Annotated in this window: 18 protein-coding genes; 10 read left to right on the plus strand and 8 right to left on the minus strand. The window is 60.0% G+C overall.

Going from position 1 to position 19,705, the window contains the following annotated elements; genetic code table 11:
* The first annotated feature begins 295 nt into the window (after positions 1 to 295).
* Together FFR93_RS31055 and FFR93_RS31060 are read left to right on the plus strand one after the other, a co-directional pair.
* Positions 296 to 1,012, plus strand: a complete 717-nt coding sequence (locus FFR93_RS31055; protein WP_064695079.1) for an Ig-like domain-containing protein — start codon at positions 296 to 298, stop codon at positions 1,010 to 1,012.
* A 170-nt stretch (positions 1,013 to 1,182) separates the two neighbouring features.
* A complete protein-coding gene (locus tag FFR93_RS31060; RefSeq protein WP_138396007.1) occupies positions 1,183 to 1,371 on the plus strand; it encodes a hypothetical protein in 189 nt (62 codons plus the stop codon).
* A gap of 100 nt (positions 1,372 to 1,471) precedes the next feature.
* Here FFR93_RS31060 and FFR93_RS31065 read toward each other — a convergent pair whose 3' ends face one another.
* Positions 1,472 to 2,110 carry a TetR/AcrR family transcriptional regulator gene (locus tag FFR93_RS31065; protein WP_064709334.1) on the minus strand — a complete coding sequence of 213 codons (639 nt, stop codon included), beginning with the start codon at positions 2,108 to 2,110 and terminating at the stop codon, positions 1,472 to 1,474.
* Between the two features lie 282 nt (positions 2,111 to 2,392).
* Here FFR93_RS31065 and FFR93_RS31070 point away from each other — a divergent pair, with 282 nt between their 5' ends.
* The 5 genes from FFR93_RS31070 (at position 2,393) to FFR93_RS31090 (ending at position 8,169) form a co-directional block, all read left to right on the plus strand.
* Positions 2,393 to 2,956 (plus strand): TRAP transporter small permease, encoded by a 564-nt coding sequence (locus tag FFR93_RS31070; protein ID WP_064709335.1) that lies wholly within the window; start codon positions 2,393 to 2,395, stop codon positions 2,954 to 2,956.
* Between the two features lie 10 nt (positions 2,957 to 2,966).
* Complete coding sequence (locus FFR93_RS31075) at positions 2,967 to 4,247, plus strand: TRAP transporter large permease subunit (RefSeq protein ID WP_064709336.1); 1,281 nt, start codon at positions 2,967 to 2,969, stop codon at positions 4,245 to 4,247.
* 68 nt (positions 4,248 to 4,315) lie between these two features.
* Entirely contained in the window at positions 4,316 to 5,332 is a 1,017-nt protein-coding gene (locus FFR93_RS31080) for a TRAP transporter substrate-binding protein (protein WP_138396008.1), read from the plus strand.
* A 63-nt stretch (positions 5,333 to 5,395) separates the two neighbouring features.
* On the plus strand, positions 5,396 to 6,256 hold the full coding sequence (locus tag FFR93_RS31085; RefSeq protein ID WP_138396009.1) for a shikimate dehydrogenase: 861 nt from the start codon (positions 5,396 to 5,398) through the stop codon (positions 6,254 to 6,256).
* Positions 6,257 to 6,279: 23 nt separating this feature from the next.
* Positions 6,280 to 8,169, plus strand: coding sequence for a sugar phosphate isomerase/epimerase and 4-hydroxyphenylpyruvate domain-containing protein (locus FFR93_RS31090; protein ID WP_138396010.1), 1,890 nt, complete (start codon positions 6,280 to 6,282; stop codon positions 8,167 to 8,169).
* Positions 8,170 to 8,258: 89 nt separating this feature from the next.
* On the opposite strand, the gene FFR93_RS31095 is transcribed toward FFR93_RS31090, so the two are convergent.
* From FFR93_RS31095 to otsB, 7 genes are all read right to left on the minus strand, one after another.
* A complete protein-coding gene (locus FFR93_RS31095; protein ID WP_138396011.1) occupies positions 8,259 to 9,023 on the minus strand; it encodes an SDR family NAD(P)-dependent oxidoreductase in 765 nt (254 codons plus the stop codon).
* A gap of 42 nt (positions 9,024 to 9,065) precedes the next feature.
* The gene (locus FFR93_RS31100) at positions 9,066 to 9,794 is read right to left on the minus strand and encodes an SDR family oxidoreductase (RefSeq protein WP_138396012.1); all 729 of its coding nucleotides are present in this window, start codon (positions 9,792 to 9,794) and stop codon (positions 9,066 to 9,068) included.
* Positions 9,795 to 9,819: 25 nt separating this feature from the next.
* Positions 9,820 to 11,079 carry a sugar ABC transporter permease gene (locus FFR93_RS31105; protein ID WP_138396013.1) on the minus strand — a complete coding sequence of 420 codons (1,260 nt, stop codon included), beginning with the start codon at positions 11,077 to 11,079 and terminating at the stop codon, positions 9,820 to 9,822.
* Positions 11,076 to 11,894, minus strand: coding sequence for an ATP-binding cassette domain-containing protein (locus FFR93_RS31110; RefSeq protein WP_064709492.1), 819 nt, complete (start codon positions 11,892 to 11,894; stop codon positions 11,076 to 11,078). Before FFR93_RS31110 ends, FFR93_RS31105 begins: the two co-directional genes overlap by 4 nt.
* A 66-nt stretch (positions 11,895 to 11,960) precedes the next feature.
* Complete coding sequence (locus FFR93_RS31115) at positions 11,961 to 13,034, minus strand: sugar ABC transporter substrate-binding protein (RefSeq protein ID WP_138396014.1); 1,074 nt, start codon at positions 13,032 to 13,034, stop codon at positions 11,961 to 11,963.
* Between the two features lie 200 nt (positions 13,035 to 13,234).
* Positions 13,235 to 14,119 carry an AraC family transcriptional regulator gene (locus FFR93_RS31120; RefSeq protein WP_138396015.1) on the minus strand — a complete coding sequence of 295 codons (885 nt, stop codon included), beginning with the start codon at positions 14,117 to 14,119 and terminating at the stop codon, positions 13,235 to 13,237.
* Between the two features lie 197 nt (positions 14,120 to 14,316).
* Positions 14,317 to 15,096: a trehalose-phosphatase gene (otsB, locus tag FFR93_RS31125; RefSeq protein WP_171049283.1), complete on the minus strand. Its 780-nt coding sequence runs from the start codon at positions 15,094 to 15,096 to the stop codon at positions 14,317 to 14,319.
* A 122-nt stretch (positions 15,097 to 15,218) separates the two neighbouring features.
* Between otsB and FFR93_RS31130 the strand changes: the two genes are divergently transcribed.
* From FFR93_RS31130 to repB, 3 genes are all read left to right on the plus strand, one after another.
* On the plus strand, positions 15,219 to 16,340 hold the full coding sequence (locus FFR93_RS31130; RefSeq protein ID WP_138396016.1) for an ROK family protein: 1,122 nt from the start codon (positions 15,219 to 15,221) through the stop codon (positions 16,338 to 16,340).
* A gap of 1,119 nt (positions 16,341 to 17,459) precedes the next feature.
* Positions 17,460 to 18,677, plus strand: coding sequence for a plasmid partitioning protein RepA (repA, locus tag FFR93_RS31135; RefSeq protein WP_064709345.1), 1,218 nt, complete (start codon positions 17,460 to 17,462; stop codon positions 18,675 to 18,677).
* Positions 18,674 to 19,663, plus strand: a complete 990-nt coding sequence (repB, locus tag FFR93_RS31140) for a plasmid partitioning protein RepB (protein ID WP_138396017.1) — start codon at positions 18,674 to 18,676, stop codon at positions 19,661 to 19,663. The genes repA and repB overlap by 4 nt, the downstream gene beginning before the upstream one ends.
* The last annotated feature ends 42 nt before the right edge of the window (positions 19,664 to 19,705 follow it).

A 19,705-nucleotide genomic window follows, 5' to 3' on the forward strand; every position in this document is an offset into this window, starting at 1 on the left:
GTGTCTGGGATTGCAATGGTGTGCAGGCACCGTAAAGCAGCATCAGAGAAGCGCCGCGGTAACGTAGTCGCCGCAGAGGTTCTTTCAAGTTTACCGCGTGTAAATAGGTCGAAATTGCTTCAAATTTGATTGAAGTGAAAAGCGTATTAGTCGATTTATAAGCGGCTGCACACGCTAAACGCGAATGTTAACCTTGCGTTAAATAACCCATTGACTTGTAGTATTAATAAGTTGTTAAAGGAGCGGCTCGCTAAGGTCAAATTGGCCTGCTGATAAACAATTTTAGGAGAAACTAATGGCTTCGCTGATTCACGCAACTGACGATAGTGCAACATTTCAAGAAACTGACGTAATTTCCGGAAATCTTCTTTCCAACGACTCGTCCGAAAACGGTCATCTGTTCCTGCGTGCATTTGACGGCGCTAGCGTTGGCGCCAAGAGCGGCATGAACCAGATCACCGAAATCCAGGGCGAGTACGGCACGTTCTTCGTCAAGCCGGACGGCAGCTATACCTATGTGCTGAGCGATGCAGCCAAGATCGGCTTCAGCAACGGCGAGCTGCTCCAGGAGAAGGTATCGTACAAGATCTCCGACGGCAGCGGCCATACCGATGTCGGCCTGTTCACGCTCAACATCCAGGGCGTCACCCAGAAGCCGATTGCTGTCGACGACGTCTACAGCTTCACCGAAGGCAGCCCCATTGCCGGCAACGTTCTCGATAACGACATCGCAGGCGACAATGGCAAGATGTTCCTGCGTCAGTTCCTGAGCACGCAGGTGGATTCCAAGGCTGATGCCGTAACCGATATTGCCGGTACCTACGGCACCTTCCATGTCAAGGCGAACGGCGAGTTCACCTACGAGCTCACGGCCGATCTCGAAGCGGGTCAGACCTACACGGAAGTTCTCCGCTACTACAAGATCTCCGATGGCGAAGGCCATACGGACACTGCCAAGGTGACGCTCAACATCCTCGGCACGGACGCTCTGCCCGACGGCGTCGGCGTTTGATCCGCAGCCCATAGATCAGTGAGACAAGACGCCCGCCGCGCAATCGGCGGGCTTTTTCATATATAAGCCGCTTTTACCGAAATGCCGGATGCACGCCGGCATATAACACCTTTTAGCTAGTTCGTATAAAAGCCGGGCGGGCGTAGTCTCGATGTTCGGAGGACAAGCTCTTGACCGAACATATCGAACTCAACCAAATCGAGTCGGAGGATCTGACGAAAGTCTGGTCCGTAACCGAGTTCTGCGCTCGCCATCGGATAGATGCCGAGGAGCAGGCGCTGCTTCTCAAGCTCTTTGGGCCATTCGCGACAGCTTGCGAACTGCTCCACAATGCCAGGCGCGCGCCGCGATTTCGATAAAAGCTCCGCATTGTTGCTAGCGGTTGCCGGTTTGCTTGCCTCGGCGCGCCGATTTCGAAATTGCAAATACCCTTGCTATCCCAGGCGGCTAAGCGCGCCGTCAGCTTTTCAGGTAGCTGACGACCGCATCGGCGATCATTCCGCGATGGCGTTCGATGATCTCGCCATCCGATAGATTGCGCCGGAAGATCGTGCCGAACGTGTAGCGGTTCGACACGCGAAAGAAGCAGAAGGCGCTGATCATCATATGGATGTCGATCGGGTCGGCTTTTCGCCGGAAGACGCCTTGGGTAAAGCCTCGCTCCAAGATACCGGCAATGGTTTCGATGACGGAGACGTTGAGATCGCGGATAGCTTCGGAGCGAAGCATATGGGCGGCATGATGGATGTTCTCGATGCTGACGAGCCGGACGAAATCAGGATTGGCTTCGTCGTGATCGAAGGTCGTTGAAATCAGTGTCCGCAACGCTTCTTCCGGCTCGAGATTGGATAGATGCAGATCGGCTTCCAGCGATCGTATCTTGCGGTAGGACTGTTCGAGGACGGCGAGATAAAGGCCCTCCTTGCTGCCGAAATAATAATAGATCATCCGCTTCGAGGTGCGCGTCTTCTCGGCAATCGAGTCGACGCGGGCGCCGGCGAGCCCATGAGTGGAGAATTCCTCTGTTGCGACGAGCAGAATATCTTCCTTCGTCTGCTGTGGATCATTCTTCCGGCCGTTTTCGCCCCGTTCCGCCATGAGCCTGGTTACCGCACTTTCTAATCAGTTGTTTTATATCTCGATTTTATGGTCTTAGGCTCAAGTGGAAACAAGTTCTTTCCGTTTCCGAGCCCGCCAGTCTTATTCACGTTGTTTGAATGTTTCAATAGATGCCGCTTGACATACGAACTAGTTAGTACATTCTGGAGTGGCGAACAGTGGAGGAATTGATCGCGACGGCAATATCTAGGTCATGACGTGCATCCGCGGGTCTGACTACGGTCGGCCGGCAGGAGCAAAGGCTACGCTTGGGAGGAGCGAATGACCCGTATCATCGATTTCTATTTCTTCGCGCTGAAGGTGACGATCGCGTTGCTGCTGGCAGGTATGGTCGTGCTGGTTTTCGGCAATGTGGTGCTTCGTTACGCGTTCAACCAGGGCATCACCTCCTCGGAGGAATTATCGCGGATCTTTTTCGTGTGGCTGACCTTCCTCGGCGCCGTGGTCGCAATGCGCGAGCACGCACATCTCGGGGTGGATTCTCTGATCACGCGCCTCCCGAAACCTTTCGCCAAGTTCGCTGTGCTGCTCGGTTACGGCATGATGCTAGCCGCCACATGGCTTATGATCAGCGGCAGCTGGACCCAGACGCTGATCAACCTTCACGTTTTGGCGCCGGCGACCGGTATTTCGATGGGCGTCTTCTATGGCGCCGGACTAGCCTTTGGCGTGCCGGCCTTTTTCATCCTTCTCTGGGACGCTTTTGCCATCGTGACCGACCGCATCGACGTGACGACCGCCGAGCTTGTGCGCGACAGCGAGGAACAGGCGGCGCTCAAAGAGCCCGCGCAAACAGCCTTCCCCGTTCTGAAGCCGAAGCACTGAGGAGCACGTCATGACTGTCACGATCTTTCTCGGCGCGCTTCTCGGTCCGATGGCGCTCGGAGTGCCGATCGCCTTTGCCCTCGTCATATCAGGCGTGGCGCTGATGATGTATCTCGACATGTTCGATGCGCAGATCGTCGCGCAGAACGTGCTGAACGGCGCCGACAGCTTCCCGCTGATGGCGGTGCCTTTCTTCCTTCTCGCCGGTGAGGTGATGAACACAGGCGGTCTTTCGCGCCGCATCGTCAATCTGGCCATGGCCATGGTCGGCCATATCAGGGGCGGCCTCGGCTTCGTCGCGATCTTTGCGGCCTGTGTGCTGTCGAGCCTTTCCGGATCGGCCGTCGCCGATGCCGCCGCCCTCGGCGCGCTGCTCTTCCCGATGATGCTGAAATCCGGTCATGATCCTGCTCGCGCCGGCGGTTTGCTTGCATCGGCCTCGATCATCGGCCCAATCATCCCGCCATCTATCGGCTTCATTCTCTATGGTGTCATTGGTGGGGTCTCGATCACCAAGCTGTTTCTCGCCGGTATCGTTCCCGGCCTGCTGATCGCGGCAGCACTCTGCGTCACCTGGCTGATCGTGGCGCGCAAGGAGCAGTTCGCCCTGCCGCCGAGACAAAGCGGCGCCGTGCGGATGAAGGCCTTCGTCGAAAGCATCTGGGCGCTGATGCTTCCCGTCATCATCATCGTCGGCCTGAAGTTCGGCGTGTTCACCCCGACCGAAGCCGGAGTCGTGGCGGCGGTCTATTCGCTGTTCGTATCGATGGTCGTCTATCGCGAACTGCCGCCGGCGCGGCTGTTCGAGGTCTTCGTCGCGGCTGCAAAAATCACCTCGGTGGTGATGTTCCTGGTGGCCTGCGCCGCGGTCTCGGCCTGGCTGATCACCGTCGCCGATGTGCCCGGCGAACTCGCGGCCCTTGTCGAACCCCTCATGGACAATCAGACGCTGCTGCTGCTTGCCATCATGGTGCTGATCGTCGTCGTCGGCACCGCAATGGACATGACGCCGACGATCCTGGTCATGACGCCGGTGCTGATGCCCATCATCAAGCAGGCCGGTATCGACCCGGTTTATTTCGGTGTGCTGTTCATCATCAACAACTCGATCGGGCTGATAACGCCGCCTGTCGGCACCGTGCTCAACGTCATTTGCGGCGTCTCGAAGCTTTCGATGGAGGATCTGATGAAGGGCGTCATCCCCTTCATGATCGCCGAACTGATTGTTCTGCTTTTGCTCGTCCTTTTCCCCGCGCTTGTGACCGCTCCGGTTGCCTGGTTCGGGCACTGACTTCGCCTGTGGCGATGGAATTTCAACGCGGCCGGAGGGAGATTGCGGCTCTATCCTGGGAGGAAAACATGCTGAACAGATTGACGAAACTGGCTCTGGGGCTGGCCCTGCCCATTGCCTTCCTGGCAAGCGGCCCCGCTATGGCGGAGATCCGCGAACACAGCCTCAAATTCGCCGCCGCCAATAATAAAGGCCATCCCCAGGTCATGGGCATGGAGAAATTTGCCGAACTGGTGAAGGAAAAGAGCGGCGGCAAGATCGAGGTCAAGCTGTTTCCGGGCGGCGTGCTCGGCGGCGACGTTCAGACGGTGTCGGCGCTGCAGGGCGGTGTGATCGAGATGACGGTGCTCAACGCCGGGATTCTCGCAAGCAACGTCAAACAGTTCGGCGCTGTTGACCTGCCGTTCCTCTTCAACAGCGGCGAAGAGGCCGACAATGTGATGGACGGTGCGTTCGGTACCGGCCTGATGAAGCTCCTGCCCGACACCGGGCTCGTCGGTCTCGCTTATTGGGAACTCGGCTTTCGCAACCTCACCAATAACCGTCATCCGGTCACCAAGCTCGAGGACATCAAGGGCCTGAAGATCCGCACGATTCAGTCGCCGATCCCAATCGAACTCTTCAACAGCCTCGGCGCCAATGCGGTGCCCCTGCCCTATACGGAACTCTATACCGCGCTTGAAACCGGCACCGTCGACGGCCAGGAAAATCCGGCCGCCAACATTATCAATGCCAAATTCTTCGAAGTGCAGAAGTACATGACGATCACCCGTCACCAGTACAATCCGCAGATCGTGCTCATCAGCAAGAAGTTCTGGGATGGCTTGAACGACGAGGAAAAGGCGGTTTTCCAGTCGGCTGCCACGGAAGCCCGCGATTATCAGCGCAAGGTGTCCAGGGAAAAGGACGCCAGCGCAATCGCGGAAATCAAGAAGACCGGCATGGAAGTCGCCGAACTCAGCCCCGAAGAGACGCAGAAACTGCGCGACGCCGTCAAGCCGCTGATCGACAAGTTCACGGCCCAGATCGGTGCCGATACCGTCACACAGCTCTTCAAGGAACTCGACGCGGTTCGCGGCAAGTAAGCGAATCAAGGCCCGCAGCGATCCTGCGGGCCTTTCCAATCACCAGCAAACGGGAACTGGCGCATGTCCGAGATACTGCTGAAACCGTTGAAAGCCGGGCTGATCGGCTCCGGCATCCAGGCGTCGCTCACGCCTGCCATGCATATGAAGGAAGGGGCTGCGCAGGGACTGGACTACGACTTTGAGTTAATCGATCTCGTCAAACTGAACGCTTCGCCGGCCGATCTCTCGCGGTTGATCGCGGACGCCGAAGCGCGTGGTCTTGCCGGCCTCAACATCACCCATCCCTGTAAGCAGCTCGTCATCCCGCTGCTCGACGACTTGTCGCCCGAAGCCCGGGCGCTCGGCGCCGTCAATACCGTCGTCCTGAAGGACAACAGGCGCTTCGGGCACAATACCGACTGGTGGGGCTTCGCCGAGAGCTTCCGCCGCGGGCTGCCGCAAGCCGATCTTTCCTCGGCCGTGCAGCTCGGAGCAGGCGGAGCGGGTGTCGCAACCGCCTATGCCATCCTGACGCTCGGCCTGAAGAGCCTGACGGTCTTCGACCGGGAGCATGAGCGCGCCGTGGATGTGGCGGAAACGATGTCCGCGCTCTTTCCCGATGCATCGATTACCGCCGGCAACGATCTTGAAGCCGCGATGAAGGTCGCATCCGGGCTGATCCACGCGACGCCGACCGGCATGACAAAATATCCCGGTGTGCCGCTTCCGCCCGAATTTCTTGAAAGGCGGCATTGGGTCGCCGAAATCGTCTACTTCCCGCTGGAGACGGAGCTTCTGCGGCAGGCAAGGCAGCGCGGCTGCCGGACGCTCGACGGCGGCGGCATGGCGGTCTTCCAGGCGGTCGGAGCTTTTCGCCTGATCACCGGCAGGGAGGCCGATGCTGGCCGCATGCTCGCTCACTTTAAGACCATGACGACCTGACACCTATCGCGAGGACCACTGCGATGAAGACATCGATTGCGACTGTTTCGCTGAGCGGCGACCTCAGTGACAAGCTGGAGGCGATCGCCAAGGCCGGCTTCGACGGGGTGGAGATCTTCGAGAATGATTTCCTGATCTTCGACGAAAGCCCGAAAGAGGTCGGTCGCATGGTGCGTGATCTCGGCATGGAGATCACGCTCTTTCAGCCGTTTCGTGATTTCGAAGGCATGCCGGAGCCGCTGCGCAGCCGCACTTTCGATAGGGCCGAGCGCAAGTTCGACCTCATGCAGGAGATGGGCACTGATCTCGTGCTTGTATGCTCGAACGTCTCGCCGGCCGCCCTCGGCGGTCTCGACCGGGCGGCGGCGGATTTTCGTGAACTCGGCGAGCGTGCCGCCAGACGCGGTCTGCGCGTCGGCTATGAGGCGCTCGCCTGGGGCCGCCATATCCACGATCATCGCGACGCCTGGGAGATCGTCCGGCGGGCCGATCATCCGAATATCGGCCTGATCCTCGACAGCTTTCATACCCTGTCGCGCAAGATCGACGTCAACTCGATTCGGTCGATCCCGAAGGAGAAGATCTTCATCATCCAGCTTGCCGATGCGCCGTCGATCGACATGGACCTGCTCTACTGGAGCCGGCACTTCCGCAACATGCCGGGTGAAGGCGATCTACCGGTGCTAGACTTCATGAAGGCTGTCGCGGCAACCGGCTATGACGGCTATCTCTCGCTTGAGATCTTCAATGACCAGTTCCGCGGCGGTTCGCCGAGCGCGATTGCCGTCGACGGCCGCCGTTCGCTGATCTATCTCGGTGATCAGGTGAAGCGACAGCAGCCGGAGAGCGCATTGCCGGTGCCCTCGATGCCGCCGCGCGCTACCGTCGAGGGCATCGCCTTCATCGAGTTTACCGCCGACGAGGACGAGGCGTCTCAACTCGAAGCGCTGTTTTCAAGCCTCGGCTTCTGCAAGGCGGCGAGACACAAGACCAAGCGGGTGACGGTCTTCCGCCAGGGCGCCATCAATCTCGTGATCAATACCGAGCGGAAGGGCTTTGCCAGCGCCTCCTATGCCGTGCACGGCACCTCGGCCTATGCCGCCGGCCTGATGGTCGATGATGCCGTGGCGGCCCTGCGGCGCGCCGTCGCGCTTGGCGCCGAGCGCTTCTCCCAGTCGCTCGATGCCGGCGAGATCGAGATGCCGGCGGTGCGCGGCGTCGGCGGCGGTGTGCTCTATTTCCTCGACCGCAAGAGCGATCTCGGCCGCATCTGGGATATTGAATTCGAGGCGGTCGAAGACGACGAGGCTTGCCGGCCGGCCGGGCTGCAATCGATCGATCATATGGCGCAGACGATGAAATACGAGGAGCTCTTGACCTGGCTGCTGTTCTACACCTCGCTCGTCGAGGCGGAGAAGACGCCGATGGTCGATATCGTCGATCCCTCGGGCATCGTCCGGAGCCAGGTCGTCGAGAACCGCGAAGGCTCGCTGCGCATCACCATGAACGGGGCGGAAAACCGCAATACGCTCGCCGGCCGTTTCATCGCCGAAACCTTCGGCTCCGGCATCCAACATCTCGCCTTCAGGACCGACGACATCTTCGCCACTGCCGCAGCCCTTGCCGCCAATGGCTTCGTTCCGCTGGCGATCTCGCCGAACTATTATGATGATCTCGAAGCCCGCTTCGGCCTCGACGCCGATTTCGCCGAGCGTCTAAAGGCTGGCAACATCCTCTACGACCGCGATGACCACGGCGAATATTTCCAGCTCTATAGCCCGACCTATGGCGAGGGCCTATTCTTCGAGATCGTCGAACGGCGCGGCTATCGCGGCTACGGTGCGGCCAACGCCATCTTCAGGATTGCGGCTCTCCGGAAACATCTGAGACCGGCGGGCCTGCCGCGTACCTGAGGCGCGATCTCAGGGCCGACTTCCGCAGCATCAGCACCGCTTGACCAAATGCGGGCGTGGGCCCCCTCCCCCGAGGGATCGCTGACATTTTACCGCGTCGTATAGCCACCGTCGACAACAAGCACCTCGCCGGTGACATAACTTGCCGCCGCCGAGCAGAGAAACAGGGCTGCACCGGCCACCTCTTCCGGCTGCCCGACACGTCCCATCGGCGTCATGCTGCGCCAGGTCGGGAACCAGTCGGGGTTGGCGATGCCGCCGCGCGACATGTCGGTCTCGATATAGCCGGGAGCAATGGCATTGACGCGGATGTTCTCGGCGGCGACTTCGCTTGCCAAGCTCTTCGTCATCATATGGACCGCCGCTTTGGAGGCGTTATAAGCCACCTGGTTCTGCGGAATGTTGGAAACAATGCCGGATATCGAGCCGATGTTGAGGATGACGCCGCCGCCCTGGCGCCGCATGGGTGCAAGTGCTGCGCGGCAGGTGCGGAAGACGGCGTCGACATTGACGGTCATGATCTCGCGCCAGATGGCATCGGAGAATTCGCCGCTGTCGCCATGAATTGCGATGCCGGCATTGTTGACCAGTATATCGAGCCGGTCCGCCCGTGAGAGGGTTTCGGCAACGAGCGCATCGGGGGCATTGTCCCCCATCATGTCAGCGGCGATGAAATCGAAGTCGACGCCTGCCTTGGCGAGCCGGTCTTCACTCGCTACGCTGCGAGTTCTTCCGCTGATGAAGACCTTGGCGCCCGCCTCGCCGAGCGCCTCGGCGATCGCCAGTCCGATGCCGCGCGTACCGCCGGTCACCAGCGCCACCTGTCCGTTCATGCGAAATCTGTCGAAGATCATGGCCGATTCCTTTCTCCGGTTGGGGAGCCCGGCACATCCTCCTCAGATGTCGGTGCTCTGCGGCAGGATGACGAGGTCGCGGATCGTGACGTTGCGTGGACGTGTCAGCATGAAGAGCACCGCTTCGGCCACTTCTTTCGGCTCCATCAGACCGCCCGCGGAGAGTGCCTCATCGAGCTTCTCTTGCGGCCAATCGCTAATAAGGGCGGTGACGACAGGGCCGGGCGCGACGGCGCCGACGCGCAAGCCGTGCTTGGCGACTTGTCGTCTGAGGGTATGGACAAAGGCTTGGACCGCGTGTTTGGAGGCCGTGTAGATCGGCTCCCAGACGACGGGGATCATCCCGGCAACCGAACTCGTCAGGATGATATCGCCGGTCTTGCGCCCGACCATGTGCGGCAGGACGGCATGCACCGAGCGAAATGCGGCGTTGATGTTCAGGTTGAGCATGCGATCCCAGGCGTCAGGGTCGCCGTCAAGCACTTCACCGCCGATATAGGATCCGGCGTTGGCGTGGAAGATGTCCAACTGGCCTGCTTTCTCCAGAATCCCGGGCATCATCCCAGCCACGCTTTTGGGATCCAGGAGATCGACGACTAAGGGAACAGCCTCTTCGCCGAGCTTCGCGCAGATTTCCCTCAATGCCTCTTCGTTGCGGTCGATCAACACGACGCGCGCACCTGATGCAAGCATGGTCTTGGCGCATTCGAGGCCGATACCCGATGCCGCGCCGGTGACGGCCGCGACTTTTCCAGACAGATCCTGTCCCATTTTCTTCCTCTGCTTTCCTGGTTGGTTAGGCTCTGCCGTGCGAAATCCGCGACCGGCGTGCCAGCGAATCGACGATGACGGCGACGGCAAGCACGGCACCCGTGATCATGTACCGAAGCGATGACGACAGATCGAGAAGTGTCAGTCCGCTGGCGATCGACTGGATAACGATGATGCCAAGAAGGGCTGAATAGGCGCTGCCGCGCCCGCCGAACAGGCTCGTGCCGCCGATGACTGCCGCAGCGATGGCGTTGAGATTGACGTCGCCCGTGCCGGCCTGCTGGCTGGCTGTCGCCAGCCGCGCGGCGGAAAGCACGCCGCCGGTCGCCGCCAGCAAAGCGCAGATGACGAAGGCGCTCGCATAGATGCGCGGCACGTTGATGCCCGAGCGGCGGGCCGCCTCCCTGTTGCCCCCGACGGCATGCATCGAGCGTCCCCATTTCGTCCGCGTCAGCGCGTAATTCATCGCGGCGACGAGCCCGACGAAGAGTCCGAACATCCAGGGAATGCCGCGCGACTGGTTGAGATAGAAGGCTATCGCCTCCAGGGCGACTGTAATGATGACGGCGCGCAGAAGCAGTCCGCCGACCGATTTCGACGACAGCCCGGCGGCGCGCCGGCGCGCCGCCGTGCGGTAGCTCGCGAAGAAGAAACCAAAGCCGGCAAGGGCAACAAGCACATAGGCGACCGGATCCGGCATGACCATGATCTGCCCGAAATTCACGAGCCACGAGCCATAGGTCAGATTGATCGAGCCGGTCGATCCGAGGATATAGAGCTGCAGCCCGAGAACGGCGAGCAGTCCCGACAGGGTAGAGACGAAGCTCGGCATGCCGAAGCGGTTGAAGAGGAAGGCGTAGAGCGAACCGATCAAGGCGCCGACCGCCATGGCGGCAAGAATGGCCAGCACCACCGGCCAGCCCTGGTTGATCCAGAAGACGCCGACGAGCGCCGAGGCGAAGCCGCTGACGGAGCCGACGGAAAGATCGATCTCTCCTACCATCAGGATGCAGACGATGCCGAGCGAGATGACGCCGACCGTCGAGCAGTCGAAGAGCATGTTGACGAGATTGGCGCTCGAGAGGAACACGGGATTGAGCGCCTGAAAAACTGTCCAGATGATCGCCAGACCAACGATGACCGGCAGCGAGCCCAGGTCGCCGGAGCGGATGCGATCCCAGAAGGCGCGGGCCCAACCGGCAAGGCTGTCGTCATGGTGCACTCTTTCGTCGCGCCGATCGAGAAGCGCGGGTGCTGCCGGTTCGTTCTCAATGGTCTTCATCATGGCCTTCCCTCCTCGTTCTCTCGGCCTTGCGCCTTGCGGCGCATCGCGCGGCGGGAGACGGAGTTGTTGGACGCGCCGGTAATCGCGCTGACCAGCTCTTCGTTGGACGCGTCGGGCATGAAGGTGCCGTTGTTGCGGCCGAGCCGAAGCACGACGATGCGGTCGGCGACGGCCCGCACATCCTCCATGTTGTGGCTGATCATGATAACGCCCAGCCCGCGTTCACGCACGCGTTCGATCAGATCGAGCACCTCGGCCGTCTGGGCGACGCCAAGAGCTGCTGTGGGCTCGTCGAGCATGATCAGTTTCGGCTCGAGCAGCAGCGACCGGGCAATCGCCACGGTCTGCCGCTGCCCGCCGGAAAGCGAGGCGACCGGCTCGCGCACGCTTGGGATTCGGGCCGATAGCTCGCTCAGCAGCTTCCAGGCGCGGATTTCCATGGCGACTTCGTCGAGCTGAAAAGGGTTGAGCTCCTTGCCAAGAAAGATATTCGCGACAACATCGAGATTTTCGCAGAGCGCCAGATCCTGGAAGACGGTCGCAATGCCAAGGTCGAGAGCAGCACTTGGGCTCGACAGATCGGCCTGTTTGCCCTCGAACAGGATCGTGCCCGACGTCGGTTGGTGCACGCCGGCCAGGATCTTCACGAGCGTCGATTTGCCGGCGCCGTTGTCGCCCACAAGCGCCACGACCTCTCCGGCATGCACGTCGAGTTCGATGTCGGTCAGGGCCGACACCGCCCCGAAATTCTTGGAAATTCCGCGCAGGCTGAGGACGGGCTGGCGTGAGTCAAAAGTGTGAGAGGTTTCAGACATCGCCTGGTCCTTCGAAAAAGCGAAATCGGAAGCGCGGCCGATGACGGCCGCGCTTCTCTTGCCGATTTACTTGATGATGCCGAGCTTCTTGCAGCCTTCGGCGTAACGGCCGGTGCACAGCTCCTCAGCGGTGTTGATCTTCTTGTCGATGATCTCGGCCTTCAAGTTTTCGGCGGTGACGACGGCCGGTACGAATAGCTGCGCCGGCGTGTCGTACAGCGTCATCTCGGCCTTGACCGTTTCTCCCGCCAGCAGTTTCACTGCAACGTTTGCCGCGGCAGCGGCGACGATTTCGCTCGGCTTGGAGATCGTATTGTACTGATCCCCCGATATGATCAGCTGCAGCGCGGCGATGGTCGCGTCATTGCCGGTCACCGGCGGCACGGGATCGACGCCGGCTGCCTTGAAGGCAGCGATGGCACCGCCGCCGGTGCCGTCATTTGCCGCGACGACGCCGACGATCTGCTTGCCGAAACGGGTGATCTGCCCCGCGGCCCATTGCTGGGCATTCGCCGGCTGCCAGTTCGGCGTGTCGAATTCGGCAAGCGTCTTGTAACCGCCGCTTGCGAGCCCCTCGTGAATGCCGTCCTTGATCAGCCCGGCAGCGGCATCCGTCGGCGAACCGTTGATCTGCAAGATGCCGCCACCATCGGTCGGCACGTTTTGAGCCTTCAGATGCTGAACGAGCGATTCCGCGATCGCCTTGCCGATAGCCTTGTTGTCGAAGGAAACGTAGAAGTCGGCCTTGCCGCTCGGTATCGGGCGGTCATAGGCGATGACCTTGACGCCCTGGCTCTGGGCGAGCTGGACAAGAGAAGCGGCTGCGGCCGAATCCACCGGATCCAACACGATGACTTTGGCGCCCTGGGTGATGGCCGAATTGAATTGCTGCTGCTGTTTGGCGATATCGGCATCGGCATTCTGATAGATGACTTTGCATGACGCGCAAAGCTTCTTCATTTCCGCGACGAAGCCCGGGTGGTCATGCTCTTCGTAGCGGGTTGAGCCCTGGTCGGGCATGAGGAACGCGACGGTCGCGTCCGCAACAGCGCTTTGTGCAAAGGCTGAAGTCCCGGCGAGCAAGGCCAGGATAAGTGCCGCGGCGCCTGCCGCGTTTGTCGGGAATTTCATCATTTCCATCTCCTCCCATTGGAAAAAATTGTGTAGCTTGGTCTTCTGCTAGGCCGTTCGGCTGATCGAACGGCCACGCCTGTCCCGGCGGTTTTCAGTTTTCTGGGGACAAGCGTCTCCTGCCGCGACCGCTCGTTGCGCGCTCGCGTTCAAGTCAGTGTCAGTTTCGCTCTCCTCCTTGACCTCCCAAACGCCGTGTTGGGCGGCTCCTATGCCGCCTTCGCTACATTGATGTTGTCACCAACTAGCCGCCGAAAACGGGAAGGCGTCATTCCCTTCTCCGCAAGAAACTGGCGGTTGAAGTTGGACAGATTGTTGAAGCCGACTTCGAAGCAGATATCGGTGATCGATGCATGGTCGTCACTCATCAGGATCTGGCAGGCGAGATTGATGCGCAGGCGTTTCACATATTGCACGAGCGACATGCCGGTATGGCGGCGGAAGGCACGTGAAAAGGCGCCTGTGGACTGTTCGGCAATCTTCGCGAGATCCGCTTCGTCGAAGGATTTTGTCAGGTTTTCTCTGATATAGGCGAGCGCCTTGTTAATGCCGGCAGACATATAGCCCGATGGATCGGGCAGATAGCTTGGGCTTGCGAGAAGCTGGGCATCCTGCGCGCGGCTGAGCAGGCCGACGATCATCATGAAAAGCTCGATACGGCGCACGCCCTGCGCCTGCTGCACCTCGCCCATCAGCGGCGCCACCTGCCGGCTGGTCTTGGCGCCGAAGAGCACACCGCGGCGGGATGCTTCGAGGACCGGCTCGAAGGGACCGAGCTCGGGCAGCACCTTCATCGTGTCGCTGATGAAAGTCTCGCTGAACTGGATGAGTTGGCATCGAAGCGGAATGCTTGAGCCCTTCGGGACGTCGCTGATCCAGTTGTGGGGAAGATTGGGACCGGCAAGCACAAGATTGCCGGGTTCGAATTCGCCAATGAAATCGCCGACGAAATAGCGCCCGGTCGTCGCTACGACGAGATGCAGTTCGTATTCCGGATGAAAATGCCAGCGAACGGTGTGGTAAGGATAGCCATGCGCCTTCGTTGCGAAGGATTCGCCCGGTCTGATCTGAACAACTTCCAAGTCAGGTTCCATTGTCCCTCCTCCGAGGATGGGTACCAAGCCCCGCGCCAAATTGCCTCTTTGGCCTTGTTGTTGAGGCGAGTGTAGTGGGCTCGTTTCACGCGCGCCACCACGATTCCTGGCCAAAACCGATACTTTTTTGATGATTGACGCTGCGCAGGCGGGGCAAAGACAACAGCAACCCGCCTTTGAGATCATCCAATTTGGTCTCAGGCGGCCAGGGCGGCGATGACGTTTCTGACGAGCGCAGCCGAAGACAGCCGGCTCGTGGCGCAGCTCGGAGCGCCGATCGCACCGACACGCACGGAAACCCCGCCGCGCGCATTGGCGATCGCAAACATCGACTCGTCGGTCAAATCATCGCCGATGGTGATCGGGCAGCGATTCTTGAAAGGATCGGACTGGAAAAACCGCTCCAGCGCATCGCCTTTGCTCGACCGTGCCGGCCGCAGCTCGAACACCATCTTGCCGAGCTGCAGCGCCCAGTTCGGCCCGGCAAGCTCCGCATAGTGGTGCATGCGCTCTTCGAGCACCTTTTCATATTCGGGCGCAAGCCGGTAGTGAGCGGCAACGGCTGCCCCCTTGTCCTCGATCAAAACCCCGGGATAATGTTCGGCTTCGGCGGTCAACGCATGTTTCAGCGCCTGGAACTCGGGTGTCGCCTCGAGCGTGTGCATTCCTGTGGCGCTCCGGATCTCGGCGCCATGCAAGCCTGCCGTCGGAAATGCAAAGGGTTTGAACAGCGCGTCGGCATAGGCGAGCGAGCGCCCGGTGACCAGCGCCAGGGCGCCGCCGAGCTTGTTCGACAGGCGGTGAAGTTGTCCGGGAAGTGCTTCCGGAACTTCGATCGCATCCGGAGTCGGTGCGAGATTGAGCAGCGTTCCGTCGATGTCGAGGAACATCGCCCAGCGATCCGGTTCCTCCAGCACCATTGAAAGCATTTCCTGCGTAGCGGCGTCGTCCTGCACGGCATTCTCCAAACTCTGCAATCATTGAAGCTAGGTCGCTGGTCGAAGAGGGCAAGATGACTTTTCAGGCTCCGGAACATCCAGAGGCTGGTCCGCGTTTTGTTTCGCCTGTTCAGAGCATTCGCGGCGGGAAAGGGACATCGATGGCCAGACGCAATCCGGAGCCCAGTGACGGGGCGAGTGCCCCATTGACGCATGGCGCGATGGTCCTGCCGTTGGTAACGATCGACGATTACAACAATGAACTGCGTGATAAGAACGGCTTCGTTGGCGACAACGCCAACAAGAAGACCTTTCAACAGAAGCTAGACGATTGGAGAAAGCGTGTCCGCAAGTTCGGAGACGACCCTCTCGGCAAGGCTGCGACAGCAGAGCTTTCCAAGAAAAAAATCGAGTCTCTGCTGAAAGGAGACGATATGGAGGCCGCGGCCCTGATCATGGGTGCGGTGGAGGACTTCGCGCAGGAGTTTGCCGACGTTATCGGCAAGTTCCTGAAGGACGAGCGCTGGTTCAAGACCGAGCGCATCGTCGTCGGCGGCGGCTTCAGGCAAAGCCGCTTCGGAGAACTGGCGATCGCAAGGACCATGATTCTTCTCAAGGCTGGAGGCATCGATATCGAACTCATCCCGATCGTCCATCATCCCGATGAGGCGGGACTGATCGGCTCCGTGCATCTCATGCCACCTTGGATGTTCAAAGGCTATAAAGCGATGCTGGCCGTCGATATCGGCGGCACGAATGTCCGTGCCGGCGTCGTCGAGTTCGGAAAGGAAAAAAAGCCGCACTTTGCCGATGCGAGCGTCTGGGATTCCGCCATCTGGCGCCACGCCGACGACGAGCCGAGCCGCAGTGCGACGATGGAAAAGCTGGTGGCGATGCTAGAGGAACTGATAGGAAAGGCCGAGAAGGCCAATCTGAAGCCCGCCCCGATCATCGGGATTGGCTGTCCAGGCATCATCAAGGCCGACGGCTCGATCGAACGCGGCGGACAAAACCTGCCAGGCGGCAATTGGGAAAGCGACAACTTCAACCTTCCCGCTGCACTGATGAAGGCCATTCCCTCAATTGGCGATCACAGCACATTCGTGATGATGCACAACGACGCCGTCGTGCAGGGATTGTCACAGATCCCCTTCATGGAGGACGTGTCGAGATGGGCGGTGCTGACCATCGGCACCGGTTTGGGCAATGCGCATTTTACCAATCGCGAGGGACGAAACCGCGATAGTCCTGCCATGGACGGGAGAACAGCCGGCAAACAATGACCATGTCACCCTTTCCGTGCCGACCGCGATAAAGGATCGGGCCGAAGTTGCGTCGCTTATGGTAAATAACAGGTAAACAACGAGGAATTGGGCAGACGGAAGCAAACCAGCGGATAAGTTCCGATAGAGGAGACCCGGTTTCGGGGAGAGACAGGTCAACGCCGCAACCATTTGCCGAGCTTGATGATAGCCGTCACGGCCTGATTCGCATAGCGCAGGTGTTGCAACCCTCACAGTCGGTGCGCCCATAATGTCCCTTCGCGCCAACTGTTCCTGTCCACGCCCAGCCGCGAACCACGGCCGACTGGTGTCATCGCGCTGACATTCGGCTGGCTCAGTCGTCGCATTCAGATGCCGTACAAGCATCACACGGAAAGCAATCAGGTCGCAACCATTGCAGTCGTGAGTGGCGGCACAACTCCGTCGCCAGAGCCGCGGCAGCAACTCGCGACTCTGGCAGTGCGCATTGCCCAACCGAACGCGGTTCGGCGATCCGTCGGAAATGCGGACGATCGGTCCTGTCGCAAGCGCCATCTCGGAGCGGCGCTTGCTTAAGCCCCTCTCCTTCTCCGACTTGATTGAAAAGATGGTGATAACGTCGGCGGGCGGTTCTCCGCGCGTTCAAATTGCGCTTATCTCCACCTCACGCATGCTCATACGCAAACGAAAGATGGAAGATGAATTTCAAGGGAATAAGCGCTCCGCTCAATGCCGGCCGTCTCGAACAAATGCTCGGCCTTGCCCCGACACGCCAGAGTTCCGAATCGCAAGATGCACATGACAAGTCTCCCAGCGACGAGCCCGTCCGCGGGTTGGGGGGCGAGAGCCTCTGCCGTTCGTCTGCCTATAAATGAAAAGCGGTTTCGCCTGATCCGGGGCCAAAGCGGCGGGTTGCTCCGGGGTGAGTCGGCAAATGGTGTTCGGGTCCGCTGAGAGTGCCGCGATATGCGGATGCGTTGCCGTTGTCAGCTGACAATTGCGCTAAGATTCCGGAATTCCACCTGATTTTTTGGTCGAATCCAGTTTGTTATATATTCGCTAACCAAGAAATCGCTTGACGGAATCGGCAGACTCACGATCATTTGCGCAAAATTACCCGATTTATCAGGATTTGCGTGAATGCCGACCAAGGCCGCGATTGTTGAGAAAGCCAAAAGAGCGAGTCAAGTCTCGATCGACGAGACGATTGCGCAGGACTCGACGATGCTCAGCAGCCAGCTCCAGGTGCTGTTCGAGCGGTTGTTCTCGCCCAATGCCCGCAAATCGCTCAGGCGGTTCAGCAGCACCGAGGCCGCCAAACTGCTCGGCGTCACCGACAGCTATGTTCGCCACCTCGCCGCCCAGGTGGAAAGCATCAATCCCGAAAAGACGGCGGCCGGCCGGCGTGTCTTCTCGCTCGAAGAAATCCATGCGATGCGCCAGCATCTGGGGCGCACCAAACCCTCCTATCTGCCAACGCGCCGGCCGGGTGATCATCTCCAGGTCATCGCCGTCACCAATTTCAAGGGCGGCTCAGGCAAGACGACAACGTCAATCCATCTGGCGCAGTTCCTGGCGCTGCGCGGCTATCGCGTGCTCGCCGTAGACCTAGACCCGCAGGCGTCGATGTCAGCGATGCTCGGATATCAGCCGGAGTTCGACGTCGGCGAAAACGAGACGCTTTACGGCGCCATCAAATATGACGAGACGCGCCGCGACGTCGGCGACGTCGTCCGTCAGACCTATTTCCCCGGTCTCGATCTCATTCCGGGCAATCTCGAATTGCACGAGTTTGAGCATGATACCCCGAAGGCGCTGGCAGACACCAATCGCGATGACAAGGACATGTTCTTCATGCGGGTCGGCAATGCGCTGCATTCGCTGGAGCAGAGCTACGACGTCGTCATCATCGACTGCCCCCCTACCCTCGGCTTCCTGACGCTGTCTGCTCTATGCGCCGCAACTGCCGTGCTGATCACCGTTCATCCACAGATGCTCGACGTGGCGTCGATGAACCAATTCCTGACGATGACCTCCGACCTTCTGGCGGTGGTCAAGCAGGCAGGCGGCAATCTGGACTACGACTGGATGCGCTACCTGATCACCCGCTACGAGGCGAACGACGGTCCGCAGGCGCAGATCGTCGCCTTCCTGCGCAGCCTGTTCGGCGAGCGCGTGCTGACCTCGATGATGGTCAAGTCGACGGCGGTTTCCGATGCGGGCCTGTCCAAGCAGACGATCTACGAGGCGGGGCGCGAGACGATGCATCGCCAGACCTATGACCGCGGCGTCGAATCCGTCGACAACGTCAATGCCGAGGTCGAGCAACTCATTCGCAGTGCATGGAGCAGGACATGAGCCCAAAAGGTCGCGATATCCTGAAGAGCATGGTTGGTGCCGTGGAGCCGGCACGACCGGAGACGCCAAGTGCGCCGCCGCCGCATCGGCCATCGGGCGCTGTCAAGGCGATGAACCTGTCGCTGGGGCGGCTGGGAGAGGAAGCGGCTGCCGCCAAGGCCCTGCGAGAATCGCTCGCCTCCGGCGATAAGGTGCTGGAGATCGATCCGTCTGCCGTCGAAATGTCCTTCATCCGCGACCGTATCCCGGTCGACAAGGATCCCGAATTCGAGCGATTGAAGCAGTCGATTCAGGAAAGCGGACAGCAGGTTCCGATCCTCGTGCGTCCGGATCCTATAAGAGCCGGGCATTATCAGGCCGCCTACGGCCATCGGCGCTTGCGTGCCGCCGCGGAGATCGGTGTTCCCGTCAAAGCTGTGGTGCGCAAGCTCACGGACGAAGAGCTGATCCTGGCGCAGGGTCAGGAAAACGGCCCGCGTGTCGACTTGAGCTTCATCGAACGGGCACTCTTCGCACGACGCATGGACGAACATGGCTTCAGTCGCGAGATGATTGCTCAGGCCCTGGCGACGGATAAGCCGGAAACGTCACGGCTGCTGCAGGTAGCGCAGACGATCGATCCCGAGATCATTCTTGCCATCGGGCCGGCGCCGAAGGTCGGACGTCCCCGCTGGCTGGCCTTTGCCGAAAAATTCCGGGAGACAGGCGGGCGGAAGAAGGTGCAGGCGGCAATCGCTGGCGCTGCTTTCCAAACGCTGGAGAGCAATAGCCGCTTCGATGTCATCTGGAAGGCGCTGGAGGAAAAGGACGCGCCGCAGCGGGTCGAGCAGATGCTCCGGACCCAGGATGGCGGGACGCTTGCTTCGGTGAGCCGCTCGGGAAAAAACTTTCGCATCACCGTCAAATCGGCGGCGTTCTCTGAGTTCCTTGCTCGGAGGTTGGCAGGCCTCGCCGCCGAATTCGAAGAGGAAAATGAGGGAAAATGAGACAGTTAGACTGATTGTCAGCTGACAATTTGAACAGGAGAT

The organism is Rhizobium sp. MHM7A (genome assembly GCF_005862215.1).
GTDB classification, from domain to species: Bacteria; Pseudomonadota; Alphaproteobacteria; order Rhizobiales; family Rhizobiaceae; genus Rhizobium; species Rhizobium bangladeshense.

What these genes read in the sequence shown, in the direction of transcription:
- FFR93_RS31055 (WP_064695079.1), top strand. Translation starts at nt 296, where the DNA reads ATGGCTTCGCTGATTCACGCAACTGACGATAGTGCAACATTTCAAGAA.
- repA (WP_064709345.1), top strand. Translation starts at nt 17,460, where the DNA reads ATGCCGACCAAGGCCGCGATTGTTGAGAAAGCCAAAAGAGCGAGTCAA.
- FFR93_RS31065 (WP_064709334.1), bottom strand. Translation starts at nt 2,110, where the DNA reads ATGGCGGAACGGGGCGAAAACGGCCGGAAGAATGATCCACAGCAGACG.
- repB (WP_138396017.1), top strand. Translation starts at nt 18,674, where the DNA reads ATGAGCCCAAAAGGTCGCGATATCCTGAAGAGCATGGTTGGTGCCGTG.
- FFR93_RS31115 (WP_138396014.1), bottom strand. Translation starts at nt 13,034, where the DNA reads ATGGAAATGATGAAATTCCCGACAAACGCGGCAGGCGCCGCGGCACTT.
- FFR93_RS31105 (WP_138396013.1), bottom strand. Translation starts at nt 11,079, where the DNA reads ATGATGAAGACCATTGAGAACGAACCGGCAGCACCCGCGCTTCTCGAT.
- FFR93_RS31110 (WP_064709492.1), bottom strand. Translation starts at nt 11,894, where the DNA reads ATGTCTGAAACCTCTCACACTTTTGACTCACGCCAGCCCGTCCTCAGC.
- FFR93_RS31085 (WP_138396009.1), top strand. Translation starts at nt 5,396, where the DNA reads ATGTCCGAGATACTGCTGAAACCGTTGAAAGCCGGGCTGATCGGCTCC.
- FFR93_RS31130 (WP_138396016.1), top strand. Translation starts at nt 15,219, where the DNA reads ATGGCCAGACGCAATCCGGAGCCCAGTGACGGGGCGAGTGCCCCATTG.
- FFR93_RS31100 (WP_138396012.1), bottom strand. Translation starts at nt 9,794, where the DNA reads ATGGGACAGGATCTGTCTGGAAAAGTCGCGGCCGTCACCGGCGCGGCA.
- FFR93_RS31080 (WP_138396008.1), top strand. Translation starts at nt 4,316, where the DNA reads ATGCTGAACAGATTGACGAAACTGGCTCTGGGGCTGGCCCTGCCCATT.
- FFR93_RS31095 (WP_138396011.1), bottom strand. Translation starts at nt 9,023, where the DNA reads ATGATCTTCGACAGATTTCGCATGAACGGACAGGTGGCGCTGGTGACC.
- FFR93_RS31070 (WP_064709335.1), top strand. Translation starts at nt 2,393, where the DNA reads ATGACCCGTATCATCGATTTCTATTTCTTCGCGCTGAAGGTGACGATC.
- FFR93_RS31120 (WP_138396015.1), bottom strand. Translation starts at nt 14,119, where the DNA reads ATGGAACCTGACTTGGAAGTTGTTCAGATCAGACCGGGCGAATCCTTC.
- FFR93_RS31090 (WP_138396010.1), top strand. Translation starts at nt 6,280, where the DNA reads ATGAAGACATCGATTGCGACTGTTTCGCTGAGCGGCGACCTCAGTGAC.
- FFR93_RS31075 (WP_064709336.1), top strand. Translation starts at nt 2,967, where the DNA reads ATGACTGTCACGATCTTTCTCGGCGCGCTTCTCGGTCCGATGGCGCTC.